Origin of the sequence: Pseudomonas sp. 3HC3 (genome assembly GCF_044904505.1) — a bacterium.
GTDB lineage: Bacteria > Pseudomonadota > Gammaproteobacteria > Pseudomonadales > Pseudomonadaceae > Aquipseudomonas > Aquipseudomonas putida_Y.
This window is the reverse complement of sequence record NZ_JADDRH010000023.1, coordinates 24116-41082: the sequence shown is the minus strand read 5'-3', so window position 1 is coordinate 41082 and position 16967 is coordinate 24116. Positions and strand designations below refer to the sequence as shown.

At 60.9% G+C, this 16967-nt stretch carries 22 protein-coding genes and 2 pseudogenes; 11 read left to right on the top strand and 13 right to left on the bottom strand.

Going from position 1 to position 16967, the window contains the following annotated elements; translation table 11 throughout:
• Positions 1-8 precede the first annotated feature (8 nt).
• Genes INQ47_RS22685 through INQ47_RS22665 form a run of 5 tightly spaced genes read left to right on the top strand, consistent with a single transcriptional unit; the run spans position 9 to position 4146 of the window.
• Complete coding sequence (locus tag INQ47_RS22685) at positions 9-689, top strand: TenA family transcriptional regulator (RefSeq protein WP_103462401.1); 681 nt, start codon at positions 9-11, stop codon at positions 687-689.
• Positions 676-1482 (top strand): SDR family oxidoreductase, encoded by an 807-nt coding sequence (locus INQ47_RS22680; RefSeq protein WP_404702636.1) that lies wholly within the window; start codon positions 676-678, stop codon positions 1480-1482. Before INQ47_RS22685 ends, INQ47_RS22680 begins: the two co-directional genes overlap by 14 nt.
• On the top strand, positions 1479-2120 hold the full coding sequence (locus tag INQ47_RS22675) for a hypothetical protein (protein ID WP_404702635.1): 642 nt from the start codon (positions 1479-1481) through the stop codon (positions 2118-2120). Before INQ47_RS22680 ends, INQ47_RS22675 begins: the two co-directional genes overlap by 4 nt.
• A 2-nt stretch (positions 2121-2122) precedes the next feature.
• Positions 2123-2785 (top strand): response regulator, encoded by a 663-nt coding sequence (locus tag INQ47_RS22670; RefSeq protein ID WP_404702634.1) that lies wholly within the window; start codon positions 2123-2125, stop codon positions 2783-2785.
• Complete coding sequence (locus INQ47_RS22665) at positions 2782-4146, top strand: ATP-binding protein (RefSeq protein WP_021782269.1); 1365 nt, start codon at positions 2782-2784, stop codon at positions 4144-4146. The genes INQ47_RS22670 and INQ47_RS22665 overlap by 4 nt, the downstream gene beginning before the upstream one ends.
• A 12-nt stretch (positions 4147-4158) precedes the next feature.
• Here the strand turns inward: INQ47_RS22665 and arsH are convergent, their stop codons facing one another.
• From arsH to INQ47_RS22645, 4 genes are read right to left on the bottom strand one after another with little or no spacing between them, the layout of a single operon-like run.
• Positions 4159-4860: an arsenical resistance protein ArsH gene (gene arsH, locus INQ47_RS22660; RefSeq protein WP_404702633.1), complete on the bottom strand. Its 702-nt coding sequence runs from the start codon at positions 4858-4860 to the stop codon at positions 4159-4161.
• Positions 4861-4873: 13 nt separating this feature from the next.
• The gene (locus INQ47_RS22655; protein WP_404702632.1) at positions 4874-5344 is read right to left on the bottom strand and encodes an arsenate reductase ArsC; all 471 of its coding nucleotides are present in this window, start codon (positions 5342-5344) and stop codon (positions 4874-4876) included.
• A gap of 28 nt (positions 5345-5372) precedes the next feature.
• Positions 5373-6656, bottom strand: coding sequence for an arsenic transporter (locus INQ47_RS22650; RefSeq protein WP_404702631.1), 1284 nt, complete (start codon positions 6654-6656; stop codon positions 5373-5375).
• Between the two features lie 21 nt (positions 6657-6677).
• On the bottom strand, positions 6678-7025 hold the full coding sequence (locus tag INQ47_RS22645) for a metalloregulator ArsR/SmtB family transcription factor (RefSeq protein WP_021782273.1): 348 nt from the start codon (positions 7023-7025) through the stop codon (positions 6678-6680).
• Positions 7026-7239: 214 nt separating this feature from the next.
• Here INQ47_RS22645 and INQ47_RS22640 point away from each other — a divergent pair, with 214 nt between their 5' ends.
• Entirely contained in the window at positions 7240-7413 is a 174-nt protein-coding gene (locus tag INQ47_RS22640) for a hypothetical protein (protein WP_021782274.1), read from the top strand.
• Positions 7414-7532: 119 nt separating this feature from the next.
• On the opposite strand, the gene INQ47_RS22635 is transcribed toward INQ47_RS22640, so the two are convergent.
• Both INQ47_RS22635 and INQ47_RS22630 read right to left on the bottom strand, forming a co-directional pair.
• A complete protein-coding gene (locus INQ47_RS22635) occupies positions 7533-8540 on the bottom strand; it encodes a zinc-binding alcohol dehydrogenase family protein (RefSeq protein WP_021782275.1) in 1008 nt (335 codons plus the stop codon).
• 151 nt (positions 8541-8691) lie between these two features.
• Positions 8692-9489, bottom strand: coding sequence for an SDR family NAD(P)-dependent oxidoreductase (locus INQ47_RS22630; RefSeq protein ID WP_404702630.1), 798 nt, complete (start codon positions 9487-9489; stop codon positions 8692-8694).
• A gap of 109 nt (positions 9490-9598) precedes the next feature.
• On the opposite strand from INQ47_RS22630, the gene INQ47_RS22625 reads away from it, so the two are divergent.
• Positions 9599-10540: a GlxA family transcriptional regulator gene (locus tag INQ47_RS22625; protein WP_404702629.1), complete on the top strand. Its 942-nt coding sequence runs from the start codon at positions 9599-9601 to the stop codon at positions 10538-10540.
• On the opposite strand, the gene INQ47_RS22620 is transcribed toward INQ47_RS22625, so the two are convergent.
• The 3 genes and pseudogenes from INQ47_RS22620 to INQ47_RS22610 all read right to left on the bottom strand — a co-directional run bounded on the left by INQ47_RS22620 (position 10482) and on the right by INQ47_RS22610 (position 11892).
• Positions 10482-10790: a hypothetical protein gene (locus INQ47_RS22620; protein WP_404702628.1), complete on the bottom strand. Its 309-nt coding sequence runs from the start codon at positions 10788-10790 to the stop codon at positions 10482-10484. The genes INQ47_RS22625 and INQ47_RS22620 overlap by 59 nt on opposite strands.
• Positions 10791-10865: 75 nt before the next feature.
• Positions 10866-10997, bottom strand: a pseudogene (locus INQ47_RS22615) (hemerythrin domain-containing protein); the annotation flags it as partial.
• A 37-nt stretch (positions 10998-11034) separates the two neighbouring features.
• Positions 11035-11892 carry a glucose 1-dehydrogenase gene (locus INQ47_RS22610; RefSeq protein WP_339533774.1) on the bottom strand — a complete coding sequence of 286 codons (858 nt, stop codon included), beginning with the start codon at positions 11890-11892 and terminating at the stop codon, positions 11035-11037.
• A gap of 193 nt (positions 11893-12085) precedes the next feature.
• Between INQ47_RS22610 and INQ47_RS22605 the strand changes: the two genes are divergently transcribed.
• Complete coding sequence (locus INQ47_RS22605; protein WP_021782281.1) at positions 12086-12610, top strand: hypothetical protein; 525 nt, start codon at positions 12086-12088, stop codon at positions 12608-12610.
• 56 nt (positions 12611-12666) lie between these two features.
• On the opposite strand, the gene INQ47_RS22600 is transcribed toward INQ47_RS22605, so the two are convergent.
• From INQ47_RS22600 to INQ47_RS22585, 4 genes and pseudogenes are all read right to left on the bottom strand, one after another.
• Complete coding sequence (locus INQ47_RS22600; RefSeq protein WP_404702627.1) at positions 12667-13206, bottom strand: type 1 glutamine amidotransferase domain-containing protein; 540 nt, start codon at positions 13204-13206, stop codon at positions 12667-12669.
• Between the two features lie 92 nt (positions 13207-13298).
• Positions 13299-13990 (bottom strand): annotated as a pseudogene (locus INQ47_RS22595) (DUF421 domain-containing protein).
• Positions 13991-14085: 95 nt separating this feature from the next.
• The gene (locus INQ47_RS22590; RefSeq protein WP_404702626.1) at positions 14086-14856 is read right to left on the bottom strand and encodes an SDR family NAD(P)-dependent oxidoreductase; all 771 of its coding nucleotides are present in this window, start codon (positions 14854-14856) and stop codon (positions 14086-14088) included.
• 78 nt (positions 14857-14934) lie between these two features.
• Entirely contained in the window at positions 14935-15426 is a 492-nt protein-coding gene (locus tag INQ47_RS22585) for a DUF1543 domain-containing protein (protein WP_404702625.1), read from the bottom strand.
• Positions 15427-15585: 159 nt separating this feature from the next.
• Between INQ47_RS22585 and INQ47_RS22580 the strand changes: the two genes are divergently transcribed.
• From INQ47_RS22580 to INQ47_RS22570, 3 genes are read left to right on the top strand one after another with little or no spacing between them, the layout of a single operon-like run.
• Positions 15586-16122 (top strand): chalcone isomerase family protein, encoded by a 537-nt coding sequence (locus INQ47_RS22580; RefSeq protein ID WP_404702624.1) that lies wholly within the window; start codon positions 15586-15588, stop codon positions 16120-16122.
• A gap of 2 nt (positions 16123-16124) precedes the next feature.
• Complete coding sequence (locus tag INQ47_RS22575; protein ID WP_019751189.1) at positions 16125-16661, top strand: DUF3833 domain-containing protein; 537 nt, start codon at positions 16125-16127, stop codon at positions 16659-16661.
• Positions 16658-16963 carry a DUF6482 family protein gene (locus INQ47_RS22570; RefSeq protein ID WP_021782287.1) on the top strand — a complete coding sequence of 102 codons (306 nt, stop codon included), beginning with the start codon at positions 16658-16660 and terminating at the stop codon, positions 16961-16963. The genes INQ47_RS22575 and INQ47_RS22570 overlap by 4 nt, the downstream gene beginning before the upstream one ends.
• The last annotated feature ends 4 nt before the right edge of the window (positions 16964-16967 follow it).

The window sequence follows — 16967 nt, the reverse complement described above, 5'->3', positions numbered from 1 at the left end:
GGTTCACAATGTCCTTTTTCGACACCCTGCAAGTACAAACCGCCCAAGAGCGTCAGGCGCTGTTCGCCGTACCGGTGATCCGCGAGGCCCTGGCCGGCCAGGTCAGCCTGGACAGCTACGTCGCGTTCCTGACTCAGGCTTATTACCATGTGCGCCATACCGTGCCGCTGATGATGGCCTGTGGCGCACGATTGCCGCTACGGCTGGAGTGGCTGCGCGGCGCGGTCTGCGAATACATCGAGGAGGAATACGGCCACGAGCAGTGGATCCTCAACGACATCAAAGCGTGCGGCGGTGACTGGGAGGCCGTGCGCGATGGCCAGCCGGTGCAATCCATCGAGCTGATGGTCGCCTACCTGTACGACCTGATCGCCCGCGGCAACCCGGTCGGGTTGTTCGGCATGGTCAACGTGCTCGAAGGCACCAGCATCGCCCTTGCCACCCAGGCGGCGGGCGTTATCCAGAACACATTGGCACTGCCTGACCAGGCGTTCAGCTACCTTAGCTCGCACGGTGCGCTCGATCAGGACCACATGGTGACCTACAAACAGTTGATGGACCGCCTCGACGATGCCGGTGACCAGCAGGCCGTCCTCCACGCGGCCAAGGTCGTCTACCGCTTGTATACCGAGATGTTCCAGGGCTTGCCGCGTGCCGGGCAGCAAGAGGTGCACCATGCGTTTGGCTGAGTCCGTGGTGATCCTCACCGGCGCCAGTGGGGGCATAGGCCTGGAACTGGCTGAACAGCTCTGCGCTGCCGGTGCCCAAGTGTTGGCGGTCAGCCGGCATATGGGCAAGCTGGCTAGCCTGATGAATCGGTACCCCGACCGGCTGCGCTGGCAGGAAGCCGACCTGCGCAGCCCGTCAGGGCGCGAACACGTCATCGAGCGGGCACGCGAGATGGGGGCTGTCAATGTGCTGATCAACGCGGCTGGCGTGAATCGCTTCGCTCTGCTCGACCAGCTGGATGAGCATGCGCTGGACGAGCTATTGGACATCAATCTGAAGGCGCCCTTGCAACTGACACGCGCCTGCCTGCCGTTGCTGCGCGCTCAGCCCAAGGCGTTGGTGGTGAATGTCGGGTCGACCTATGGGTCGATCGGCTACCCCGGCTACGCCACTTACTGCGCCAGCAAGTTTGCGCTGCGTGGTTTTTCGGAAGCGCTGCGCCGCGAGTTGGCCGATACCACGGTGAACGTGCTGTATGCCGCCCCACGGGCAACCCGTACAACGATGAACAGCAGCGCCGCGACTGCGCTCAATCAAGCGCTGAAAGTTGGCATGGACGACCCTGCGGACGTCGCTCGTGCTGTGCTTCAGGCGGTGCAATCCGAGCGCACCGAGCTTTATCTGGGGTGGCCGGAAAAGCTCTTCGTGCGTATCAACGGCATGTTGCCGGGCATGGTCGATCGTGCACTGCGCAAGCAACTGCCTGTCATTCGCCGCTATATCGGCAGCCATTCCAAGGAGTCGAACAAATGAAGCGTCTGTTCATTGCCAGCTTGCTGGCATTCGCACCCTTCACCTGGGCTTTGGACCAGGCAGGCAGCCAGCGCCTGAGCGATTTGCAGCAGCGCTGGGCGCAGATTCAGTACCAAATGCCCAAGGACACGCGTGCCGACGCCTTCGAAAAGCTGGCAGGCGATGCCGCAACATTTGTTCGTCAGTATCCCGGCACACCTGAACCCTTGATCTGGGAGGGCATCATCAACAGCAGTTGGGCGGGGGCGACGGGTGGCCTCAGTGCACTGGGCAAGGTCAAGGCGGCGAAAGCCAGCCTGGAGCAGGCCATGAAGCTGGAGCCCAACGCGCTGCAAGGTTCGGCCTACACCAGCCTGGGTACGCTGTATGATCAGGTGCCCGGCTGGCCTATCGGTTTCGGTGATGCCGAAATGGCCGACAAGATGCTGCGCAAAGCCTTGCAGATCAACCCCAACGGTATCGACAGCAACTATTTCTGGGCTGATCATCTGTATCGGCAGAAGCGCTACCCTGAAGCTACCGCAGCCCTGCAGAAAGCCTTGCAGGCACCGCCCCGGCCGGGGCGTGAGTTGGCTGACCAGGGCCGGCGTGCCGATATCGATGCTTTACTCAAGGCCATCAAGGACAAACAGGACTGAACATGCGGCTGTTGCTGGTTGAGGATGACATTGCACTGGGGGAAGGGATCTGCGACGGCTTGCGCCTGGAGGGGTACACCCTCGACTGGTTGTGTGACGGTGTCAGTGGCTTGCATGCGCTGCAACACGAGACCTTCGACCTGCTGATCCTGGATCTTGGATTGCCCCGTTTGGATGGCATCGAGCTACTCAGGCGATTACGCGCCGGCGGCGACAGCTTGCCGGTGCTGATCCTCACCGCGCGGGATGCTCTCGATGATCGCATTGCCGGCCTGGATGCCGGTGCCGATGATTACCTGGTCAAGCCTTTCGACCTCAACGAGCTCAAGGCGCGCTTGCGCGCCTTGCTGCGGCGCAGCGTCGGGCGCGCCAAGGTGCTGATCGAGCATGCCGGGGTCAGCCTGGACCCGGCCACCCAGCAAGTGCACTACAATGGCGTCGAAGTTGTGCTCACCCCCAAAGAGTATGTGCTGTTGCATGAATTGCTGGCACATCCCGGCAAGGTATTCACGCGTGAACGCCTGACTCAACTGCTGTATGGCTGGGATGAAGAACCGGAGAGCAACACGCTGGAGGTGAACATCTACCACCTGCGCAAGAAGCTGTTCAACGGCCTGATTCGCACGGTGCGCGGCATTGGCTATCTGGTCGAGGTCAAGGCATGAGCTCGCTACGCCAGCGTACGCTGTGGCGCGTGATGCTCTTGCTGCTACTCGGCACCGGCCTGCTCGCGCTCTATAACTACCATGACAGCAGCCACGAAATTAACGAGGTGTATGACGCGCACCTGGCCCAGAATGCGCGTTTGCTGCAAGGTGTAATGAGCATGCCGGTACAAGAGGGCTCGCGTGAGGCGCTGTATCAGGCCTTCAACGATGCCTTGGGCAAAGCAGGGCGCCATCAGGTGGGCCACCCTTACGAAAGCAAGCTGGCGTTCCAGGTCTGGGGTGAAGGCATGGCGTTGCTGGTACATACACCCAGTGCGCCGTCAATTGACCCACCACCCACTGCTCCAGGGTTCTACGACTTTTCCAGTGGTGGTGAACAATGGCGCGGTTTCGTTTTGCCGGTGCCGGAAAAACACTGGCTTATCTGGGTGGGTGAGCGTGATGATGTGCGCTACGACCTGATCGACCGCATCGTTCGCCACACGCTGTTCCCGTTCCTGCTTGGCAGCCTGGCATTGGCACTGTTGGTGTGGGCTGCGATCGGCTGGGGGCTACGGCCACTGCAGAACATGGCCAATGTCATCCGCAGGCGCCATGCCGATTCGCTGGAGCCGCTGCAACTGGTACCGCTTCCCACTGAACTGGAGCCCATGCAGGCGGCCATCAATCGCCTGCTGGCGCAGATCGACGATCTGCTGCGACGTGAACATCGCTTCATTGCCGATGCTGCCCACGAAATGCGTACGCCTCTGGCCGTACTGCGGCTGCACGCGCAGAACGCGCTGGCCGCCAGCAATGATGCCGAGCGCGAGAAAGCCCTGGGCTTTCTTGTGGGCGGGGTCGATAGGCTGACACGGGTGGTCAACCAGTTGCTGACATTGGCCCGCGTTGAGCCAAAACTGGGGCAGCGAGCCAGCACCCGGGTCGACCTTGCCGAGGTCGTCACCGAAACCCTGGCTGAACTGGCGCCATGGATACTGGACCGTGGCCTGGAACCCTCGCTGGACATCGACGAAGGGGACCACCACCTGCAGATCGACGCTGGCGCGCTGGGCATTGCGCTACAGAACCTTGTGTCCAACGCGGTAGAACACTCACCGCCTGGTGGGCGCATAGCCGTGTCACTGCGGCGCCTGGACAGCAGCGTCGAACTGGTCGTCGAGGATGAAGGGACGGGTATCGATGAGGAGAGCCTGTCCCGTGTATTCGAACGCTTTTATAGCCGCAATAGCCCAAATGGTGCTGGCCTCGGGCTCTCCATCGTCGCGACCATCATCGGCCGCATGGGTGGGCAGGTACGTCTTGAAAACAGATCGGCTGGCGGGCTGGCCGCTACCCTGTCGTTTCCACTGTCTTGAACCGAGGTTGCTTCAGATTGATCGCTGATTGACCCGCTCAGATAGCTGCTCGGCGCTTTCCTTGCGTTCTGAATATCGGTCCACCAGGAATGCCTGACGGTCGCGTAGCAGGACGGTGAACTTCACCAGCTCCTCCATGACATCAACCACCCGATCGTAGTAGGGCGAAGGCTTCATCCGTCCGGCGTCGTCGAACTCCAGATAAGCCTTGGGAACCGAAGACTGGTTCGGGATGGTGAACATCCGCATCCAGCGGCCCAGCACGCGCAACTGGTTGACCACGTTGAACGACTGCGAGCCGCCGCACACCTGCATCACGGCCAGGGTCTTGCCTTGGGTGGGACGCAGCGCACCCAGCGCCAAGGGAATCCAGTCAATCTGTGCCTTGAACACCGCCGACATCGCCCCATGGCGCTCCGGCGAGCACCACACCTGGCCTTCTGACCACTGCACCAGGTCACGCAGCTCCTGCACTTTGGGATGCTCCACGGGTACATCGTCAGGCAGCGGCAGGCCCGACGGGTCGAAGGTGCGGGTTTCGGCACCGAAGTGCTCCAGTAGGCGTGCGGCTTCTTCTACCAGCAAGCGACTGAAGGAGCGTTCTCGGGTTGACCCGTACAGCAGCAGGATGCGTGGTTTGTGTTCGCTGGTCGGGGTTGCCGAAGGCGGCAGATCGAACAGCGTGAGGTCGAGGTTAGGCAGTTGCTCGGACATGTATTTTTCCTGTTCAAAGCGAGCCGATGCGATCCAGCGCGTGCTTGAGCTGCTCGCGGTCGAGTTGATCGAACGGCAGTGCGAAGAAGGCCTGGCAGCGGGATTCGATGCGGGCCAGTGTGGCCCGGAACGCCGCATCGACCAAAGCTTCGTCACCCACGACATCGGACGGGTCTTCCAGCCCCCAATGCGACTTCAGGGCAGGGCCGAAATACACCGGGCAGGCTTCGCCCGCGGCCTTGTCGCAGACGGTGATGACGATGTCTGGCGGGTTGTCCTCGAACGCATCGTTGCCTTTGCTGCTCAGGCCCTTGGTCGAGATATTGGCCTGCTGCAACGTGCTCAGGCTGCGTGGCAACACCTGGCCCTTGGGGAAGCTGCCAGAGCTGACTGCCTCGAAACCGGGCGGTGCCAGGTGGTTGAACATTGCTTCGGAAAGGATGCTGCGGCAGCTGTTGGCCGTGCACATGAACAGGACTCGCATGGAGGGCTCCTCCGCTGGGTGGCGAACTTCAGAGGCTCAGGCGCAGTGCCAGAGCAGAAAGGGTGATCAGCAAAACCGGTACCGTGAGCAGCAGGCCGACCTTGAAGTAGTAACCCCAGGTGATGCGCATGCCTTTACGCGCCAGCACATGCAGCCAAAGCAGCGTGGCGAGGCTGCCGATCGGGGTGATCTTCGGGCCAAGGTCGCAGCCGATGACATTGGCGTAGATCATCGCCTCACGTACCAGGCCCTCTGCGCCACTGGCCTGGATCGACAATGCGCCGATCAGCACGCTGGGCATGTTGTTCATGACTGAGGACAGCAGCGCGGAGATCAACCCGGTGCCAATGGCCGCGCTCCACAGTCCCTGCCCGGCAAGCCAGTCCAGCAGATGGGTGAGCATGTTCGTAAGGCCGGCGTTCTTCAGACCGTACACCACCAGGTACATGCCCAGAGAAAAGATCACCACCTGCCACGGCGCTTCCCGCAGCACGCGACGGGTTGAGATGCGGTGACCACGAGCGGCCACGGCAAAGAGGATTGCGGCGCAGACGGCGGCCACCGCACTGATCGGGATGCCCAGAGGTTCCAGTACGAACAGGCCTGCAAGCAACACCAGCAGCACCCACCAACCGACTTTGAAGGTGGCGGGGTCATGAATTGCCTCGCTCGGCGCCTTCAGCGCATCGAGCGCGTACTGCTTGGGGAGATCACGACGGAAAAACAGGAAAAGCACCAGCAGGGTGGCCGCCACGCTGGCGATATTCACCGGCACCATCACCGATGCGTATTCGGCGAAGCCCAGGCCGAAGTAGTCGGCCGAGACGATGTTGACCAGGTTGGAGACCACCAGCGGCAAGCTTGCCGTGTCGGCAATGAAGCCTGCTGCCATGACAAAGGCCAGTGTCGCTGCAGGTGAGAAGCGCAGCGCGAGCAGCATCGACATGACGATGGGGGTGAGGATCAGCGCCGCACCGTCGTTGGCGAACAGGGCCGATACAGCGGCGCCGAGCAGTACGCAGAAGGCGAACAGGCGGTAGCCGCCGCCGTTGGCCCAGCGCGCCACATGCAATGCGGCCCATTCGAAGAAACCCGCCTCATCCAGCAGCAAGCTGATGATGATGATCGCGATGAACGTGGCGGTGGCGTTCCAGACAATGGCCCATACGGCAGGGATGTCATGCAGCGAAACTACGCCTGTAGCCAGGGCAATGATGGCGCCTAGCGCGGCGCTCCAGCCGACCCCGAGCCCCTTGGGTTGCCAGATGACCAATATGAGGGTGAATACGAAGACAGCAATGGCGGGCAGCATGAATATCTCGCTTGGTGATGATCAGCAGCAGGCCGAATCACGAACGGGGCGGCCGTCCATGTTCTTCAGCCGAAGGGCGTTGTCTGCCAGCCATTGCGAATTGGCTTGCAAGGTGACCTGCAGCATCTCGTGAACCCAGGAAGGCAGCTCCGGATTCAGGCGGTAATACACCCACTGGCCCTGACGGCGGTCCAGCAGCATGCCATTGCTGCGCAGTTGTGCCAGATGGCGACTGATCTTGGGCTGGCTGTCGTCCAGCGCGCACATCAGTTCGCAGACGCACAATTCGCCAAGGCTGGCGATAAGCAGAGTGGCGCGAGCGCGGGTTTCGTCAGAGAGGCTCTTGAAGACATCGGGCGGAGTGATCATGGGTGCGCCTGAACATATGGAAAACCGAATATACGTATTACCATATGTTCAGGCAAGCATTCTTGGGCGTGGGCACATGCAGCCCAGCATAGCCATGGCCCCTCCGGTCGACAAAAGCAGGGTTTTGGCAGGCTTCAGGCCCTGATGGCAATGCAGGGTGTATAGTGCCTGCTCGGGTGACTGTCGTTCAGTGGCTCATAACCGAGATGCCAACATGTCCCAGACGTACCCCAACGCGGCCCAAAAAGCCCATGTGCGCATCTGCGAGCAGGTCGAGGCCTTCCTTCAGCATGGCGGCCGCATTCAGCAGGTAGCGATCGGTGTCACCGGTTACTCTGAAGGTGTCTCCAGGGCGCAATGGAAAAAAGGGCGCACTGCAAAGCCTTGAGAATGCCGGCAGCCGCCGTGAAACGTTCCTTTCAGGTAATCGTTCACGGCTTGTGCATTCGCGAAGCGGAGTACGGGGTGGTCATGAAAGCTGAGCCTTGCCTCGGAACCGGAACGCGATCAGAAACCTTCCAGAACAATCTTGCCGCGTGCTTTCCCGCTCTCGATCAAGGCGTGAGCGCGTTTGAGGTGCTCGGCGTTGATGGTGCCGTAGTGCTCGCCGAGGGTAGTCTTGAGCACCCCATCATCCACCAGCTGTGAAATGCGATCGAGTAGTTGATGCTGCTTGATCATGTCCTCGGTCTGGTACAGCGAACGGGTGAACATGAGCTCCCAGTGCAGGGAAAGGGATTTGCGCTTGAGCGGCATGACATCCAGTTGTGCCGGGTCGTCGATCAGCGCGAGCTTGCCTTGTGGACGAAGCACTTCGACCAGTTGGGGGAGGTAGGTGTCGGTATGGGTCAGGCTGATTACATGATCGACCGGGTTCAGCTTCAGCGCTTCCAGTTGATGGGGGATCGGTTTGGTGTGATCGATGACATGATGTGCCCCCAGTTCCTTGACCCAGGCCTGGGTTTCAGGCCTTGAAGCGGTGCCGATGACAACCAGCTGTGTGAGTTTGCTGGCGAGCTGGACCAGGATCGAGCCCACCCCGCCGGCGGCTCCGATCACCAGAAGGCTTTGGCCTTGGCCCCCGTTTTCCTCAATACCCAGGCGGTCAAACAGTAGCTCCCATGCGGTGATGGAAGTAAGGGGCAGGGCTGCGGCACTGGCGTTGTCCAGGCTGCGGGGCTTGTGTCCGACGATACGCTCGTCCACCACATGGCGCTCGCTGTAGCTGCCAGCACGGTCGATGGCACCGGCGTAGAAAACCTCATCGCCAGGTTGGAACAACGTGACCTCTGGCCCAACCTCGCGAACAACGCCAACCGCATCCCAGCCGAGAACCTGTGGTTGCTCACCGCCGCGGCTCGCGCGGATTTTCGTGTCGACCGGGTTGACAGCAATGGCCTTTACCTCGACCAGCAGATCCCGGGCTCCCGGCTTGGGTTCGGGCAACTGCGCGTCATACAACGACTGCGGGTCCTGGATCGGCAAACCGGGTTGGGTGTAAACGACAGCCTTCATTGGCGCAACCTCTTGGGTAGGGGAAAAGTGAGCTCAGGCTAGTCGTTTCGATTAAGGCGATAAACTGGCCAAATAGCGCAAGACTTTCCCTCCTTCAGTGAAAATGGTGTGAGGCGCTCGTTACCAAGTGTAAGCGCCTCACGCGCAACCGTCAGATGGCGCTGTACCGCGGTGCAAGCTGGTTGCTGGATAATTGGCCGAACAAGGCCTGGCGGGCAGCTTCGTATTGGTCGAAGGCTTGCAGATCTTGCATTGACGGCAAGGAGATCAGCACCCCGTTGTCGAAGTCCTGCAGCGCACCGTCCACCAAGTCCTGGGCCGACATCACGATGCCGGGATCGAGGTTTTCGACCGGTAAGCCGCCGATTTGCCAGAAGTCAGTGGCGGTGGCCCCGGGCAGTACCGCCTGCACCTGCACCCCCTTGCATGCCAGCTCCTTGTTCAAGGACTGGGTGAACGCAGTGACGTACGCCTTGCTGCCGCCGTAGACGCCGTTGAGCAGTTCTGGCGCCAGGCTGACGATGGACGAGATATTGATGATCGCCCCCCGCTCACGCGCCACAAAGCCAGGTACAGCCGCATAGGTCAGGCGGGTGAGGGCGGTCACGTTCAGGCTGATCATTTCGGCCATGCGCTCGACATCGCTTTCCAGCAGGCTGGTATGGGTGCCGATGCCGGCGTTGTTCACCAGCATGCTGATGCTGGCATCTTCGCGCAGCTTGCGTTCTACCTTGGCAAGGTCATCTGTATTGGCCAGGTCGGCCGGGAACACTTCCACATTCTGCCGGGTTTCGGTGGTGAGCCGGCCCGCCAATGCGTTAAGGCGTTCCCGGTTGCGGGCCACCAGTACCAAGTCATAACCGCGGCGTGCCAACTGCTCTGCGTAGAGCGAACCGATGCCGGTGGAAGCGCCGGTGACAAGCGCGGTGCCTTTGAATGCCTGTGCCATGGTGATACTCCGTTGCTTTGAGTGGGTGGAGCCATGATGCAGAAGACGGTTATTGTCTTAAAGGACGTATATGGTAGTGTTTCAGGACATTGCTAAGTGGGGTTCAACCATGCACCGGGTTGGCTATTTGTTAACCGAAGGCTTTCAGATCATGTCCCTGGCAACGCAAACCGTGTTCGAGTTTGCCAACATCGTCGCCGGCAAAGCGGTTTACAGGCTCGAGAACTTTTCTGTCGGTGGCGGCACGGTGCGCTCCTCGTTGGGGATGTCTGTCGAGACGCTGCCTTTGGCCGCCCCTGGTCTGGCTGACACCTGGATGGTGACGGGTACGCTGACGCCGTTGACACCGCCCGGTGAAGAGGTGCTGGCCAGCGTGCGGGGCTTCGTCGACGCTGCGCGGCGCACTGCGGGTCTTTGCACCGGCTGTTTCGTACTGGCGCAGGCCGGGGTGCTGGATGGGCGGCGTGCTACAACCCACTGGGCCTACGCGAACAAGTTGCGTGAGTTGCACCCGGAAATCGACGTCGAGGAAGACCGGATCTTCATCGTCGATGGGTCGATATGGACGTCCGCCGGCATGACCGCCGCCCTGGACATGGCCCTGGGCATGGTGGAAAAGGATCTGGGCAACGAGATAGCCAGGTCGGTGGCGCACAAGATGGTCATGCATCAACGCCGTTCTGGTGGGCAGTCGCAACACTCCGAACTGTTGTCGCTGTCGCCCAGGACTGACCGTATCCAGAGCGCGCTGGATTACGCGCGCGTGCACCTCAGCCGCCCATTGAGCGTGGAAGAGCTGGCCCAGGTGGCGCACCTGAGCCCTCGGCAGTTCACCCGTGTATTCACTGCCGAGACCGGGCAATCACCCGCCAAGGCCATCGAGGGCCTGCGGCTCGAGGCTGCCCGGCTGATGATCGAGCAGAGCCGGCACAGCCTGGAGGTGGTGGCCAAGGAAACCGGGTTCAGGGACCGCCGGCACATGCGCGAGGTGTTCATCCGTGGGTTTGGCGTCCCTCCTCAGGCGGTGCGAAGGGATGCTCGGCAAGTGTGACCTGCGCTTTCGTTGAAGCGCTTTTATTCTTGCGCCATCCCCTCAGGTTCATGCCGCACAACACAAGCTGCAGCACAATCAAAGCCCAGGCCTGAGCATGCCACCCCCAGACTGACCACAGTATGTTGCTGGCGATAAAACAGCAGAAGCCCACCATGCGCCGTCCTGGACGGTGCGATCCGATACACCAGGCTGCCACCACCGTGACCACCATGGCCGGCCACTCCAGCAAGTCGATCCAGCTCTCCATCGAAGCGAGTCCCAAACATTAACCCATGGCGCCAGGCCGGGTCGATCGTGCCCGACCTGGCCTGGCGCCTTTGATTCACGCGGCCCGTTGCTCACCCTTCAGCAGCTTTTTCTGGGCTTGCATGGCGAGCCCCAGCTCTTCCAGTTGGTCTTTTCCGAGCAGTTTTTTCGCGGTGGGGAAGAGCTCTTTTTCCTCTTCCTCGATGTGGCACCGAGGCCCGCGTCAGCAGGCCCCGGCAGCACTTTCACAGGATAGGTTTGCCCCCTGTCACGGCGTAGCGCGAACCCGAGATGTAGCTGGCTTCATCGGACCCCAGCAAGACATAGATTGGCGCCACCTCGACAGGTTGACCCGGCCGCCCCATCGGGTAACCGGAACCGAAATTTTTCACCGCCTCATCAGGCATGGTGGCCGGTATCAGCGGTGTCCAGATCGGGCCGGGCGCGACGCTATTGACGCGAATGCCCTGCTTGCCCAGCAATTGCGCAAGGCCAGCAGTGAAATTGGCAATGGCCCCTTTGGTGGCGGCATAGGCCAACAAGCTGGGTGACGGGTCGTCAGAGTTGACCGAGCTGGTGTTGATGATCGAGCCGCCTTTTGGCATCGAGGGCAAAGCGCGTTGGCAAATGCGGAAAATGGCGGTGATGTTGGTATCGAAGGTCTTTACCCATTCATCGTCGTCAATGTCGTCCAGGCTTTCATGGGCCATCTGGAACGCGGCATTGTTGACCAGGATATCGATGCGACCAAACTGCGCCACGGTCTTGTCGACGATGTCATGGCAATGCTGTTTCTGTGCCAGGTCGCCGGGCAGCAGCAGGCACTGGCGGCCAGCCGCTTTGACCCAGCGCGCTGTTTCCTGCGCATCTTCGTGTTCATTCAGATAGGCAATGGCTACGTCAGCGCCTTCCCGGGCATAGGCAATCGCTACCGCACGGCCGATGCCGCTGTCAGCACCAGTTATCAAAGCAATCTTGCCTTCGAGGCGATTGTTGCCGGTGTAGCTCTGCTCGCCACAGTCCGGATACGGCTCCATCCTGCGCTGGGAACCTGGAACGCTTTGCGGTTGGGAGGCGAATGGAGGGGTAGGGTAGTCGCTCATGCTGGAAGCTCCTGCAGGTTGAAACGCTCATTTCCGTTCGAAAGGCGCGGCAAGCCAGTGTTGAAGTGGATCTTCGTGCTGAGCGACGAGCGGTTGATGCACCCACTTCCAGTGAATTTTTACCAACCGCCTGGCTCTACCGCTGACGGGGCTTGCTGGCATGGGTGAGGCCCACGTTATCAAGGAGCCTGCAGTGCCTCGAATCATCACGCCTTCCACGCCGGAACATGAGATCGACCAGACGAATGAAAGGATGTTCGGTACGCCCAAGGAGCGGCTGGATTTCTATCGGCGCGAAATTCAGTATGAGACCACCATCCTGGCCAACCGCACTGACGCTTATCTTGCTGCCCAGTCGTTCCTGGTGATCGCCTACGTGTCATCAATGGGCAACCTGAACCCAGGCTGGGGCGAGATGTTCACCTTGATGGTGCCGGCTTTTCTCGCACTGCTCGGTGTGCTCAGTACACTGAATGCCTGGCCTGGCATCCGCGCGGCCTTCCGGATTATCGAGCACTGGCAGATGAAGCAGAGCCACCTGCTGCGCAGCGAGCCGATGATGGGCCTTGCCTATGACGAGTCGCCGCTGTTCTGCGAGGCCGAGACCTCTCAGGCAGGGCACCGTAAATCGCTGCTGTTTTCCTTGCGCACGCCCTGGATTTTCCTGTGCTTCTGGGTTTTGCTGGGCAGCTATTCGGTTTTCATCCAGCTGGCGTGATCAGCGCGTGCTGGTCGGTGCCATGGGCGGCCAGCACGCGCTGAAGAGCATCAGGATCAGCCTGCCAATGCCTTGATCAACTGCTCATTGAAAGCGGGGATGTCATCCGGCTGGCGGCTGGTGATGAGGTTGCCATCGACCACCACTTGTTCATCCAGCCACGTACCGCCCGCATTACGAATGTCATCTTGCAAGGTTTTGTAGCTGGTCATTCGCTTGCCTTTGGCCAACCCGCTCGATATCAGCAACCACGCGCCATGGCAGATGACCGCCAGCGGCTTGCCGGCCGCATCGTGGCTTTTAACCAGCTTCTGCGCGCCGGGAATCAAGCGAATCGTGTCCGAATTCTGCACACCGCCGGGCAGCACCAGGGCATCGTAGAGGTCAAGCTGCGCACTGTCGAAAGTCGCATCCACGCTGAACGCGTCGGCGGGTTCGTCATGGTTCCAGCCACGTACCGTGCCTTCTTTTTCGCTCAGGATATCGACCACCGCGCCGCTGTTTTCCAAGGCGTCACGCGGGCCGGTCAGTTCCACCTGTTCAAAGCCATCGGTGACCAGAAAGGCCACGCGCTTGCCGTTCAATTGTGCACTCATCGTTCTCTCCTCGTGCTGATAGGCCTTTCATAAGGGCCTGCAAACAGCGAGCAAAGTTCCTGCTCGATGCTTGGCGGTATAGGGAGAACAGGCTAACGGTTGCGTACGGTATCCAATGCAGGCGACCAGACTGTATGACCGCAACGTGAACACGCCAGGGTGTCGTGAGGCTCATGGTAGGCCGGAAAACCGCAGTTCACGCAGCAATGCAACCCGGCGCCGGGCGGTGATCTGTACTCTGGGCGATGCTCGAACGGCAGCACTGAGAGGCCTGGACGTGTGTCTTGCTGATCGTAGAAATACAAACTGAGATCGCCATCGGTTTCCAGAAGGCCCAGTCGAACCTGGCCCAGGTGCTCGACACCTTGCTGGCGTAGCTCCATGAACAGCTCATTCGGTGAAATGTTCATGTGACGCAGCGAATGGATTTCGTACATGCCATCTTTCACTACCGTGACTGGCAGCCCGTCGATCCAGGCCTCGCAGGTTCTGTTTCGCCTCATGAGGTAGACCGTTCCTCGGTAAAGCATGAACAGGGTGAGGAAAACCACGGCCACCGGAAGCAGCGGTACATCTTCGTAAAAAGTCACATCGCCGGCCGCTGAGCCCAGGGTGAGAATGACCACGAGCTCGAACCGGGACAGCTGTCTGATACCGCGCCGGCCACTGAACTTCAGAAAAAGAACACGGCCAGGAAGGCCGCTGAAACACGCACGGAAACTTCCAGCAGAAAGGTAAAAGGAAAGTCGCCTATCAGCATCCGTTGCAGATCAAACGAAACCATTCGTTCCACCCTTCCCTCTGCCGTTGTCAGATAAAGGGTTGACCGTTCTCGCGCATGCCTGGTTCATCAACTTGGCCGGGCGCTCTCCGCGCGCGTCACCAGGGAATCGGCGTGCCATCCCACGCCCAGAACGTTCCGCTCTGCGCCGGGCCGTGACGGCTCACAAGTGCCAGGATGCAGGTGGCGGCAAACGCGGGCGAGAACAGTTTGTCCGGCGCCACGTTGCCCTGAAAGGGGCGGGAAAGCTGGGTGTCGGTGGTTCCGGGATGCAATGCAAGTACCGTTGAAGCGGGGTTCAGCCGCTTCAGCTCGATGCTTGCAGTGCGCAGAAGCTGGTTGAGCGCGGCTTTGCTGGCACGGTAGCTGTACCAGCCACCCAGGTGATTGTCGCCGATCGACCCAACTCGCGCGGACAAGGCGACGAAGGCCATCGGTTGCCGACGCAGCAGCGGCAGCAAATGCTTGAGCAGCAGAACAGGGGCGAAACAGTTGGTTGTGAAACTGCTCAGCAAACCCGCCATATCAAGCTGGGTCAGCGCTTTTTCAGCCCGTGCCGGGCCTTCTTGCAGCACGCCAAGCGTGCTGAAGACAAGGTTCAGCTGGTCGCAGCAGGCGCCCACCTGCGCGGCCAGTGTTTGCAGTGCCTGCTCGGATCGGGCGTCGCAGTCGAGGCGAACCAACCGTCGTCCGTGCTCTGTGAACAAGGTACCCAGCGCAGGGCTGGTGGTGGCTCGTCGCGAAACGGCGAACACCAGCCCGATGTCATCGCGCGCCAGCAACTGCGTGCACAATGCCAGGCCAATCCCTTGGCTGGCCCCGCAGACCAGCACGTTGGCGGGTGTGTGAAGGTCGTTTATCAGGCTCATCGGCGTGTCCTCTTGGCCGGGCGCTGGCGCCTCGTCCTGTGATGCCTGCCAACGTTCTTGCACATGGCAGGGGTGAGCTCACAGCAGGATATAGTCGCTGTACTGCCGTAAGCCGTCATGGGGCCCTTCGATCAAGTGCACGTAACGGTCGTTCACCCAGTCGATCGGCAGGCAATCGTCGACGTCCAGTACCGCGTCGGTATGCGGCTTGAGCCAGTCTGCCTGCAGGCGCTGTTTGCCCAGTTGCCTGGCCTCGGCCTTGTCCTTCGCCACCACCAGCAGGTAGCGGTGTGCCTCGCCAAACACCCCGGGCTCGTAGCCGCCAAGGTTGATGAAGAACAGCCTGGGATCGTGTGGGCCAGGCGCTACCTGGCTGAACGCAACGCGGTAGAGGTCAATACCGTCGACTTCCATCCATGCGTCGATGTGCAGGCCCGTTCGGCTCCCGAACCAGGCTTGGCGCAAATGTGGGTAGGCCTGTTCAAGTGAGTCCGCCTGCGCGAACACCACGTCGTGGACCTCGATATTGGCCCGTGGGTGGCGTCCACCGAGCATGACGACGTACAGCATGAGCAATTCCTTCTATCTCGACGTTCATGGTTTTTCGATAACGGGGCGCGAGGCTTGCAGAAATGTGCATGCCAGGCATTAAATTCTGTACGCTTCCCATCAAATATCTGTACAAGCGTCTACTATTGTATAGTATTTCTCGAAGTGCTTGAGGTCAGAATGGCGCACCCTGCACGTTGGACCTGTCTGTGCCTGCTGCTAGCCGCAATGTCGTCGGCGGCAGACTGGCGAGCGGAGCTGCCTGCGGCGCAACGGCTGGGCGCCGGTGATTTCACCTGGTTCGGCCTGCGGCTGTATACCGCCCGGTTATGGGCAGTTGGCCCGGTTCAGGACTGGAACCAGCCGTTCGCCCTTGAGCTGCTCTATCACCGGTCATTGTCCAGGGACACGCTGGTCAAGGCCAGCCTCGAGGAAATGCAACGCCTGGATGGCGGCAGCATGACGGCACAGCAACGCGCGGCGTGGACCAGGGCGATAGAGCAGGCATTCGTGGACGTGAGCCCTGGCATGCGCATCACGGGCTTGTACCTGCCGGGGCAGGGTTGCCGCTTTTACGTCGACGGCAAACTGAGCCACGCGATCAACGATCCGGTGTTCGCCCGGGCCTTCTTCGCCATCTGGCTCGACCCGCGGGCCAGAGACCCCCAATTGCGTCAGCGGCTGCTTGGGCTGGCTGGCGATGACCGAGGAGCCTGAACATGTACAAAGCGCTGTTGCTGGCTGCCTGCCTGCTTCTGGGCAGTTGTGGCAATGTCGGTGTCGAGCACTATGCCCAGGAGCAGCCGAAGCTCGACCTGGCGGCATTCTTCTCGCGCCCGGTTCAGGCGTGGGGGATGTTCCAGAAGCGTTCCGGGGAGGTGGTCAAGCGCTTCCATGTGCGCATCGACAGCCGCCGCGAGGGTGAGCGGCTGATCCTCGACGAACATTTTCTCTATAGCGATGGTACACGTCAGCAGCGGACCTGGACGCTGGTGCCGGACGGCCCCGGGCGCTGGCGGGGAACAGCAGGGGACGTGATCGGCGAGGCGCGTGGCGAAGTGGCGGGCAACGCGCTGCGATGGCGTTACCAACTGGACCTGCCGGTCGATGGGCGGCACTGGCAGGTAGACCTGGACGACTGGATGTACCTCATGGATGACGACACCCTGATCAACCGCTCGAGCATGAGCAAACTGGGTGTGGAGATTGGCCAGATAACCTTGTTCTTCCGCCGCCTGCCAGAGGGCACACCATGAATCTGAACGCGCTGACCCAGCTGGTTTCGACCGGCGAAGCCAAGGAACTTGAACTGCTGTCGCTGGAGGGGGGCTTCTACCTCCTGCGTGCCCTGACCGACGCCGGCCCCGTGACATTGAGCGATGCCCAGGGGCAGCCCGTGCGCGTGCGATCCACGACCGAGCTGCGGCAGTTGCTGGCCGACCTGCCGCCGGTGCCGTGCATGCTGGTGCAGCAGGTGGTGCACGATGAGATGTGCGGGCAACGTGACGGCCCCATCGCGCCGCTGCGCGTACCGGTAACGCTCACCAGCCAGTGGTAGCCCG

What these genes read in the sequence shown, in the direction of transcription:
- INQ47_RS22575 (WP_019751189.1), top strand. Translation starts at nt 16,125, where the DNA reads ATGTACAAAGCGCTGTTGCTGGCTGCCTGCCTGCTTCTGGGCAGTTGT.
- INQ47_RS22680 (WP_404702636.1), top strand. Translation starts at nt 676, where the DNA reads ATGCGTTTGGCTGAGTCCGTGGTGATCCTCACCGGCGCCAGTGGGGGC.
- INQ47_RS22630 (WP_404702630.1), bottom strand. Translation starts at nt 9,489, where the DNA reads ATGGCACAGGCATTCAAAGGCACCGCGCTTGTCACCGGCGCTTCCACC.
- INQ47_RS22640 (WP_021782274.1), top strand. Translation starts at nt 7,240, where the DNA reads ATGTCCCAGACGTACCCCAACGCGGCCCAAAAAGCCCATGTGCGCATC.
- INQ47_RS22635 (WP_021782275.1), bottom strand. Translation starts at nt 8,540, where the DNA reads ATGAAGGCTGTCGTTTACACCCAACCCGGTTTGCCGATCCAGGACCCG.
- INQ47_RS22685 (WP_103462401.1), top strand. Translation starts at nt 9, where the DNA reads ATGTCCTTTTTCGACACCCTGCAAGTACAAACCGCCCAAGAGCGTCAG.
- INQ47_RS22675 (WP_404702635.1), top strand. Translation starts at nt 1,479, where the DNA reads ATGAAGCGTCTGTTCATTGCCAGCTTGCTGGCATTCGCACCCTTCACC.
- INQ47_RS22665 (WP_021782269.1), top strand. Translation starts at nt 2,782, where the DNA reads ATGAGCTCGCTACGCCAGCGTACGCTGTGGCGCGTGATGCTCTTGCTG.
- INQ47_RS22625 (WP_404702629.1), top strand. Translation starts at nt 9,599, where the DNA reads ATGCACCGGGTTGGCTATTTGTTAACCGAAGGCTTTCAGATCATGTCC.
- INQ47_RS22670 (WP_404702634.1), top strand. Translation starts at nt 2,123, where the DNA reads ATGCGGCTGTTGCTGGTTGAGGATGACATTGCACTGGGGGAAGGGATC.
- INQ47_RS22600 (WP_404702627.1), bottom strand. Translation starts at nt 13,206, where the DNA reads ATGAGTGCACAATTGAACGGCAAGCGCGTGGCCTTTCTGGTCACCGAT.
- INQ47_RS22585 (WP_404702625.1), bottom strand. Translation starts at nt 15,426, where the DNA reads ATGCTGTACGTCGTCATGCTCGGTGGACGCCACCCACGGGCCAATATC.
- arsH (WP_404702633.1), bottom strand. Translation starts at nt 4,860, where the DNA reads ATGTCCGAGCAACTGCCTAACCTCGACCTCACGCTGTTCGATCTGCCG.
- INQ47_RS22650 (WP_404702631.1), bottom strand. Translation starts at nt 6,656, where the DNA reads ATGCTGCCCGCCATTGCTGTCTTCGTATTCACCCTCATATTGGTCATC.
- INQ47_RS22620 (WP_404702628.1), bottom strand. Translation starts at nt 10,790, where the DNA reads ATGGAGAGCTGGATCGACTTGCTGGAGTGGCCGGCCATGGTGGTCACG.
- INQ47_RS22645 (WP_021782273.1), bottom strand. Translation starts at nt 7,025, where the DNA reads ATGATCACTCCGCCCGATGTCTTCAAGAGCCTCTCTGACGAAACCCGC.
- INQ47_RS22655 (WP_404702632.1), bottom strand. Translation starts at nt 5,344, where the DNA reads ATGCGAGTCCTGTTCATGTGCACGGCCAACAGCTGCCGCAGCATCCTT.
- INQ47_RS22580 (WP_404702624.1), top strand. Translation starts at nt 15,586, where the DNA reads ATGGCGCACCCTGCACGTTGGACCTGTCTGTGCCTGCTGCTAGCCGCA.
- INQ47_RS22610 (WP_339533774.1), bottom strand. Translation starts at nt 11,892, where the DNA reads ATGAGCGACTACCCTACCCCTCCATTCGCCTCCCAACCGCAAAGCGTT.
- INQ47_RS22590 (WP_404702626.1), bottom strand. Translation starts at nt 14,856, where the DNA reads ATGAGCCTGATAAACGACCTTCACACACCCGCCAACGTGCTGGTCTGC.
- INQ47_RS22570 (WP_021782287.1), top strand. Translation starts at nt 16,658, where the DNA reads ATGAATCTGAACGCGCTGACCCAGCTGGTTTCGACCGGCGAAGCCAAG.